This is a genomic window from Mycobacterium sp. 1423905.2 (genome assembly GCF_001673155.1).
Classification (GTDB): Bacteria; Actinomycetota; Actinomycetes; order Mycobacteriales; family Mycobacteriaceae; genus Mycobacterium.
In genome coordinates, this window is record NZ_LZLE01000123.1 from 1 (window position 1) to 6,224 (window position 6,224).

Consider the following 6,224-nt stretch of genomic DNA (forward strand, 5'->3'; position numbering starts at 1 on the left):
CAGGCCGGCGCAGACGATCAGCTCGCGATACCGGTACGTCAGGCCCGAGGCACACCGCACCGTGTGTTGAGCGGGGTCGACGGCGACGGCAGAATCCCGGAGCCACCGGCAATTACGTGGAGTCACCGATCGCTGGGTGCGCTCGGCGCTGCGCATCAACGCCTCGCCGCCGCCGACATATGACAGCAGTGGTCGGTATGTGTGCACGTCCTGCGGTTCGATGACCGCGACGTTGGAGATACCGCGTCGCAGCAGCCGGGCAGCCGCGCTGATCCCGGCGTTGCCGCCACCGATGACGAGCACATCGAAGAACTCGTCGGTGTGCGGGGTTGCTGCTGCCATCTGGGAAGCGTTACCCGTAACGTGCCGGCGTCAATCCGGTGCCGGCCCGCTTTGGGTAGTCCTACTCATCCATTCCGGGCCGCAGCCGGGCAGGGTAGCTGCCATGACGGAATCCCAGCGGGCTCTCATCAGTCGACTCTCTGAAGAATTCGACGCGTTGGCGCGTCAAATGTCGCGCGTCGCGGGTGAACTCGGTCAGCTTGATCACCTCATTGCTCAGACGGCCCGTACCGCGGCCGCCACCCCTGAGCCCGCGCCCGCACCTCCCCCGCCGCCGCAGTGGCAACAACATTGGCCCTACTGGTCACCCCCTGCGCCGGCTGCTTACGTACCGCCTCCATCCGTAGCACCACCACCACGGCCCATGCCGCCACCGTCACCGTCACCGTCACCGCCGCGCGCTGCCAAGCCCGACCCATCCGGCTGGATCGGCAAAGTGCTCGCCGTCGCCGGCGTGGCCGTGACGCTGGTCGGCGTGGTGCTGTTGCTGGTCTTGGCCGCGCAGGCCGGCCTGCTTCGTCCGGAGGTTCGAGTAGCCGGTGGCATCGCGCTGTCGGCGGGCCTGATCGGTGTGGCCGCCCGCATGCACGGCCGCCCGGGCGGCCGCACCGGCGCTATCGCATTGGCGGCCACCGGCATTGCCGCGGCTTATCTCGACGTCATCGCGCTGACCACCATCTACCACTGGGTGACCGCGCCGGTCGGGCTGGTGCTCGCCGCGACGGTCGGCGGAGCAGGGCTGGCTCTGGCAAGGCGCTGGGACTCCGAAGACCTGGCGCTGCTGGTTCTGGTGCCGCTCATCGCGCTGGCGCCAGTGCTCACCAAGGGCGTCGACCTGTTGCTGGTCAGCTTCATGCTGGCGCTGTCGGCCGCCGCGCTACCGGTTCAACTGGGCAAGGATTGGGTCTGGATGCATGCCGCACGGATTGCGGCGGTGACCCTGCCACTGCTGGTGGCGCTGGTGGCCGTCAGTCGGCACGACGACCCGTGGCTGTTGGGCGGAGCGTGTGGGGTGGCCGCCATGTTGGCCGTCGTCAGCGGCCTGATCCTGCTGCCGTCCACTGAGAATCCGGCGGCGCTGGCGGTGCTGACCGCCGTCGGTGCCCTGCCGGTTCTGTCGGCCGGCATCGCGGTCGATCGCATGCTGGCCGCGGTGTTGGCGGCGGCACTGGCGGCCGGGATGCTGGCGACCGTCCTGGTCGGGGAATTGCCCCGGATTGTCGTTCAGGTGTGGTCGGCGCTGGCGGCGATCGCGGCGCTGATCGCAGTGACCGTCGCGTGCCACGGTCAGGTCGCGGGTCCGGTGTTGTTGGCACTGGCCGTCATGGTCATCATCGCCGGCCGGCATGTTGCCGAAGCGCGTTGCGCGGCTTTAGGATTCGGCGTCATCGGCGTCGGTATCTGCTACCGCTATACCCCGCCGGCGGCGCTGATGACGGCTACCGAGACACCCGCTCCTATCGCGGTCTCCACGTTGGCAGCCAGCCTGCTCACGGTGGCGTTCACCATCTTGACGGCCCGCGCGTGGCTGGAGGCGGCGCGCCGCAGCCCGGACGCGGTCAAGACCGTCGGCGCCGCGGCCGGCGCGGTGGTGATCTACGCCGTCACCGCGTTCACCGTCACCGCCGGTGTTCTCCTCGGAGGCACCAGCGGCGGCTTCCTGGCCGGTCACATGGCGGCCACCATCTGTTGGATCGGCATGGCGGCCGCGCTGTTCCGCTACGCGCAGCGCCCGACCAACCGGACCAACCGGGCGGCGCTCATCACGGCCGGTTTGGCGTTGACCGCCGCCGCGACAGCCAAGCTGTTCTTGTTCGACCTGGCCACGCTCGACGGGATCTTCCGGGTAGCGGTATTCATCGTCGTCGGGCTGGTGTTGCTGAGCATGGGAGCCGGCTATGCCCGCAGCCTCGCCCAGCAAACCCCGTCCCCTTAACCCGCGAGCAGACGCAAAGTCGCACGGATTTGGCCCGTATAACGCGAGTTTGCGTCTGCTCGCGGCAAGAAAGAGGAGGGCCTAGCTGGTTTCGAGGATGGCGACCGCGGCCGCGGTGTCCCCCTCATGCGTCAACGACACGTGAATCGTCACGTCGGCCAGATGCTCGGCGACGGCGCCGCTCAGCCGGACTCGCGGCCGACCCCACATGTCGGTGACCACCTCGATGTCGCGGTGAATGTCCTCAGGAAGCACCGGCCGCTGCGCGAACCGCGACCCCGACCACGCCTTGATCACCGCCTCTTTGGCGGCCCAGCGGGCGGCCAGGTGACGCGCCGCCGACGAACTCTTGTCCGAGGCGTCGCGGCGCTCACCCGGGGTGAACGTCTCGGCGAATACCGTGCCGGGTTGGTCCACTTGCTCCGCGAAATCAGGGATGGAGACAACATCGATCCCCACGCCGACGATGCCCATGGCTGGCAGGCTAACGGATCATCCGGCCGACACCTGGTAGGCGTCGTCGTCCCCGAGACGAGCGTTCGGATTCAGCAGCATGGCCGCCTCCTGCCGCTTCTCCGGCGCGTGGTGGTCGAAACGCCGGTCCGGCGGCCGTTGGTACATGGCCGGTCCACCCGCGATGGCCTTCACCAACCGACGCTGACCGGCCAGCAGACGCGCCTCGGCGCGTCGCTGGTAATCCTCGCGTTGGTCGGCGTCCAGCGCGGCGATGAACGCCTGCGGATGCACCAGCGCCACCAGTCCGGACACGTGCCCGAAGCCGAGGCTGGTCAGCAGCCCCGCCTTGAGCGGGAACTTGTCGCCGAGCCGCAGCGTGTCACGCACCCAGACGAAATGGGCCGACCCGGCGAGCTCGTCGTCGACGCAATCCAAGCTGCGGTTGGGCGGAATCACCCCGTCGCGCAGCATCTGGCACAGTCCCATCATCTGGAAGACTGCCGCGCCGCCCTTGGCGTGTCCGGTCAGGCTCTTCTGCGACACGATGAACAGCGGTGCGCCAGCCGACCGGCCCATCGAGTCCGCCAGCCGCTCGTGCAGCTCGGTCTCGTTGGGATCGTTGGCCAACGTGGACGTGTCGTGCTTGGAGATCACCGCCACGTCGTCCGCGGTCACGCCCACCTTGGCCAGCGCGCGGGCCAGCGGCGAGTCCTTTCCGCCGCGGCCGGCGCCCAGTGCACCCAGCCCGGGGGCCGGGATGGAGGTGTGCACACCGTCGCCGAAGGACTGCGCGTAGGCCACCACCGCGAGCACGGGCAGACCCATCTTGAGGGCCAGATCGCCGCGCGCCAGCAGTATGGTCCCGCCGCCCTGGGCTTCGACGAAGCCCAACCGCCGACGGTCGTTGGGGCGGGAGAACTTCGAGTCGTGGATGCCACGGCCGCGCATCATGCTGGTGTCGGCGGTGGCCGCCATGTCACCGAAGCCGATGATGGCTTCCAGTGTCAGGTCGTCCAGCCCGCCGGTCACCACTAGTTCGGCCTTGCCCAGCCGGATCTTGTCGACGCCCTCCTCGACCGACACCGCCGCGGTCGCGCACGCCGCGACCGGGTGGATCATCGAGCCGTAGCTCCCGACGTAAGACTGGATCACATGTGCCGCAACGACGTTGGGCAGCACTTCTTGCAGGATGTCGTTCGGCTTGTTGCGGCCCAGCAAGTTGCCGTGGTACATGGTCTGCATCGAGGTCATGCCGCCCATGCCGGTGCCCTGCGTGCTGGCGACCAGGCTGGGGTGCACGTAGCGCATCACCTCGGCGGGGCTGAACCCGGCGGTCAGGAACGCGTCGACGGTGGCGACGATGTTCCACAGCGCCACCCGGTCGATCGAGTTGGCCATGTCCGCGCTGATGCCCCACACGGTCGGGTCGAACCCGGTCGGGATCTGAGCGCCGACGACGCGGGACAGCTTGGTCTTGCGCGGAACCCGAATCTCCGTGCCGGCCTTGCGAATAACCTGCCAGTCCGTCGAGTCGGGCACCGGGCGGACCACGGTGTGCTCGGGGTCGAATTCGGCGAACGCGCGGGCATCGGCCTCCGATGACACCACGAAGCTGAAGTCCTTGTCCAAGAAGACCGACACCAGCAACGGCGAGGCGTGGTCGGGATCGATCGCGCCGTCGTCAACGAACTCACGGATGCCGGTGCGTTCCAGAACAGCGTCGTGGTAGCGCTCGACGAGCTCTGCCTCGTCGACCAGGTCGCCCGATTGCGTGTCGTACCAACCCGGTTGAGGATCGTCCTCCCAGCGGATCAGCCCGGTGGTCCAGGCCAACTCCAACACGCCGGCCGCCGAGAGCTCGTTCTCGACCTCCATCTCGAAGCGGGTACGTGACGAACCGTACGGGCCGATTTCGGCACCGCCCACAATCACCACCAGATCGGCCGGGTCAACGTCAAGGTCATCCCAGTGTGGGGGTGGTGCCGGATTGAATCCTCGTGGCGGAGAAGGCAGCGCGGCGATGGTTCCGGCGATCGGGGCGTCCTCGCCGGGCGACGCCTCGGCCGACATCTCCTCGCGGGCTTTGGCGGCCAACTCGGCCATGTCCAGTTGGGCATCGCCGAGCCCGCCGGTCAGGTCCGCCTTGATCGGCGCACAGGCCGCGGCCACCTTGGATTCGACATCGCACAAGCCCAGCAGCATGGCAGCCATCTCGTCGGTGGAGTACGTGGTGACACCGGCCTCCTCGACCGCCGAGACGATGGCGTCGTTGTGACCCATCAACCCGGTGCCGCGGGTCCAGCCGATCAACGCGTGCGCCAGGCTCACCCGAGCCGCCCATGTCGATTCCGCGTGCCAGCGGCTCACCAGCGCATCCAGCGCCGACTTGGCTTCACCGTAGGCGCCGTCGCCGCCGAACATCCCGCGGTTGGGCGAACCGGGCAGCACCACATGCAGACGCGACGCGATGTCGCGCTCGGCGCCGATCTTGGACAGTCCGCCAATCAGCCGTTGCACCGCCCACAGCAGGACCTTCATCTCCATCTCGGAGCGGGACCCGGCTTCGGACAGATCACCGGCGACGCGGGGCGCCGCGAACGGGAACAGCAGCGTCGGCGTCTGCGCGTCCTTGATGTGGATCGACTGCGGCCCAAGGCTTTCCGACTGCTCATTGCCGACCCATTGGACCAGGGCGTCGATGTCGGAGTATGAGGCCATATTGGCCGCCACCACCCACAGCGCCGCGCCGTACCGGCCGTGGTCGCGATAGAGGTTGCGGTAGAACGCCAGCCTTTCCTCGTCGAGCTTGGAGGTGGTGGCGATGACGGTGGCACCGCCGTCGAGCAATCGGGCGACCACCGCGGCGGCGATGGATCCCTTCGATGCACCGGTGACCACGGCGACCTCGTTGTGGTACGGCCCGGGATCCGGGTTCTCCGCGCCGGCGGCGATCCGGCCGTAGAGCGACGCATGGATCTGCCGCCCCGCGGCCAGCGACTTGCCCTGCCACCAGGTGGCCTGAGTGGCCACCACATGGCCCGCACCCTCGAAGCGCTGCGAGAGCCGCACCCAGTCGGCGTCGATGTCACCCTCGTCGGTCAGCCATAGCTTGACCAGGTCCTCGCGCGCGCTGGCCCAGCGATCGTCGAAGACGACGGCCTTTTTGGCGTCAAAGACTGGCGCCACCAATCGTGGCCAGTCCGAACCCAATTCGGCGGTGACCAAGTCGATGAGCTCGGCGTCGCTGGCCGTCTGTGGGACGGTAGCGGCGTCGTCGAAGCCCAGCTGCCCCAACACCAGTCGCGCCGCGGAAGCCAGGACGCCGTCGCGTCCGGTGATCTGGTCGGTGAATTCGCTCAATGCGGCGGCGTCGACCGTCGCACCGCCTCCGCCACCGGCCGACGGCAGCGCCACCGAGATGCCACGGCGAGCGGCGACCGAAGCGACCGCGGCGTCGATGACCTTGTCCACCGAAGCGGCATCGGCCAAC

Annotated in this window: 4 protein-coding genes; 1 reads left to right on the plus strand and 3 read right to left on the minus strand. The window is 68.5% G+C overall.

Annotated elements, in window-relative coordinates; translation table 11 throughout:
* Positions 1-342 (minus strand): FAD-dependent oxidoreductase (locus A9W95_RS06675; protein WP_156746052.1); only part of this gene is annotated, 342 nt, incomplete at its 3' end.
* Positions 343-445: 103 nt separating this feature from the next.
* On the opposite strand from A9W95_RS06675, the gene A9W95_RS06680 reads away from it, so the two are divergent.
* On the plus strand, positions 446-2,278 hold the full coding sequence (locus A9W95_RS06680; protein ID WP_067409935.1) for a DUF2339 domain-containing protein: 1,833 nt from the start codon (positions 446-448) through the stop codon (positions 2,276-2,278).
* Positions 2,279-2,359: 81 nt separating this feature from the next.
* On the opposite strand, the gene A9W95_RS06685 is transcribed toward A9W95_RS06680, so the two are convergent.
* Both A9W95_RS06685 and A9W95_RS06690 read right to left on the minus strand, forming a co-directional pair.
* Complete coding sequence (locus A9W95_RS06685; protein WP_067409938.1) at positions 2,360-2,752, minus strand: holo-ACP synthase; 393 nt, start codon at positions 2,750-2,752, stop codon at positions 2,360-2,362.
* Between the two features lie 18 nt (positions 2,753-2,770).
* Positions 2,771-6,224: beta-ketoacyl synthase N-terminal-like domain-containing protein (locus A9W95_RS06690; protein WP_305799961.1), on the minus strand; the 3,454-nt coding region annotated here is incomplete at its 5' end.